Below are 1,609 nucleotides of genomic sequence, written 5' to 3'. Positions count from 1 at the left end.
CCGACACGCTCAAGGCCCTGCGCGACCTGCACGCGGAAGCCCAGTGTCTGGCGGACGCCGCCCAGGCCCACGTCCACCTCTGCCTCCACCATGGCGAGGCGGAAACCCGGGGCGAGGCCGATGAGGCCGAGGTGGTAGGGGGACCCGTGACGCATGTGGCTACCTGGAACGTCCGCGATCCTGACGGCTTCGCCCTGACCCCTCCGGCTTCGCGATTCCTGCAGGGCCCACCCTCGCAGTGAGTTGTCCTCCAGCCACCCCACCCCGATCGTCCTTGTGGTGACAGGCCCTCCAGAGGCCTACTGAAGGTCGCGTCTGGATTCAACCTACACAGTAATTTTCTGCAGGCGCGGTATTTATTTCCCCCCCAGAATGCGTCACGATTCCCCTGTCTGACAGTTTCAACGACTTTCTAGTTGAAAGCCTGGACTGCCTGACATCCTGGAAGTCGTTCATCCGACTTCCCTTGAGCGGGAGCCCCCTACATGCGCCTCACCCCTGCTTTTCAGCCTGGAAGTGGATGCAGCGAGTGGTGGAACCGGAGTGCCTTGGCCCAACCCCTGAAGGCGTTGTTGCTGACAGGTGCGTTGTTGGCCGTGGTGGGTTGCGGTGGGGTGGCCTCGGAGAACACCCCGGACGAGGCGTGGGTGCTGGCGTCGGCGGAGCAGCCGCAGATGGTGGACAACGGCCTGTCCACCAACGGCCTGTCCACCAACGGCCTGTCCACCAACGGCCTGTCCACCAACGGCCTGTCCACCAACGGCCTGTCCACCAATGGCTTCAACGACTGGTTCAACGCGAACGCGGGCACGTCGCCGGCGCTGATGGCGTACATCGTGAAGTGCGCGGTGGCCGCCGGCCAGACGCGCAGCTACGAGAACGCGTCCACGGGGGCGAAGTACACGTGGCAGGGCAGCCTGGGGCTCGCGCCGGGCTGGGCGTCGGGCAAGCCCGCGACGGTGGCGGAGCAGCAGGTGGTGAGCGCGTGCCTCGCGGCGCACGCGAACAAGTACGGCCTGCACATCTCGCTGTCGGTGCTGGGACGCACCGCCGAGGGCACGCCGCTGTCGTACTCCTCCGAGGAGCTGTCCGCGTTCAACGCGAAGGAGGCGTGCTTCTTCGGCAACCTCTTCACGACCGAGGGCCTGTTCGCGGCGCGTGATCGCGAGTTCAGCTCCGCGGAAAGCACCACGCGCGCTTGCGGCCTGACGCTGAAGGGGGACACCTGCGCACCCATCACCAACGTGGGCGCCTGCTCCCAGTTCTGCACCAAGGGTGACGCGAGCCAGCCCTACTACACGCAGTGTACGTACAACGGGAAGACGTACCCGACCATCACCACGCGTGTGCAGCCCCAGGAGCTGTACCGCTGCGGCGACGGCACCTGCCAGTTCACCGAACGCTGTGGCACCGGCCTCACCGCTGATAGCTGCAAGGCCGACTGCGGTAGCTGCACCTAGTCTTCCCCGAGTCTCTTCAAGCCGCCGGGCACGTCAGGCCTCCCCCAGGGTCCGTGCCCGTGCATCCGGGCGTGCGGCGCTCCCCACCGCGCGCCCGAATCCCGACTCCCAGCCCCCCCGCTCCCGCCATGGGATGGCGACGGTGCAGG

General features: G+C 66.9%; 1 protein-coding gene. It reads left to right on the top strand.

The genetic code is table 11. The features are described from left to right. Window positions 1-485: 485 nt before the first annotated feature. Window positions 486-1,460, top strand: a complete 975-nt coding sequence (locus D7V88_RS41315; RefSeq protein ID WP_120545936.1) for a hypothetical protein — start codon at window positions 486-488, stop codon at window positions 1,458-1,460. The last annotated feature ends 149 nt before the right edge of the window (window positions 1,461-1,609 follow it).

The organism is Corallococcus terminator (assembly GCF_003611635.1).
Taxonomy (GTDB): Bacteria; Myxococcota; Myxococcia; order Myxococcales; family Myxococcaceae; genus Corallococcus; species Corallococcus terminator.
Note: the sequence above shows the minus strand (reverse complement) of the source record. Positions and strands in the feature narration are given on the sequence as shown.

What these genes read in the sequence shown, in the direction of transcription:
- D7V88_RS41315 (WP_120545936.1), top strand. Translation starts at nt 486, where the DNA reads ATGCGCCTCACCCCTGCTTTTCAGCCTGGAAGTGGATGCAGCGAGTGG.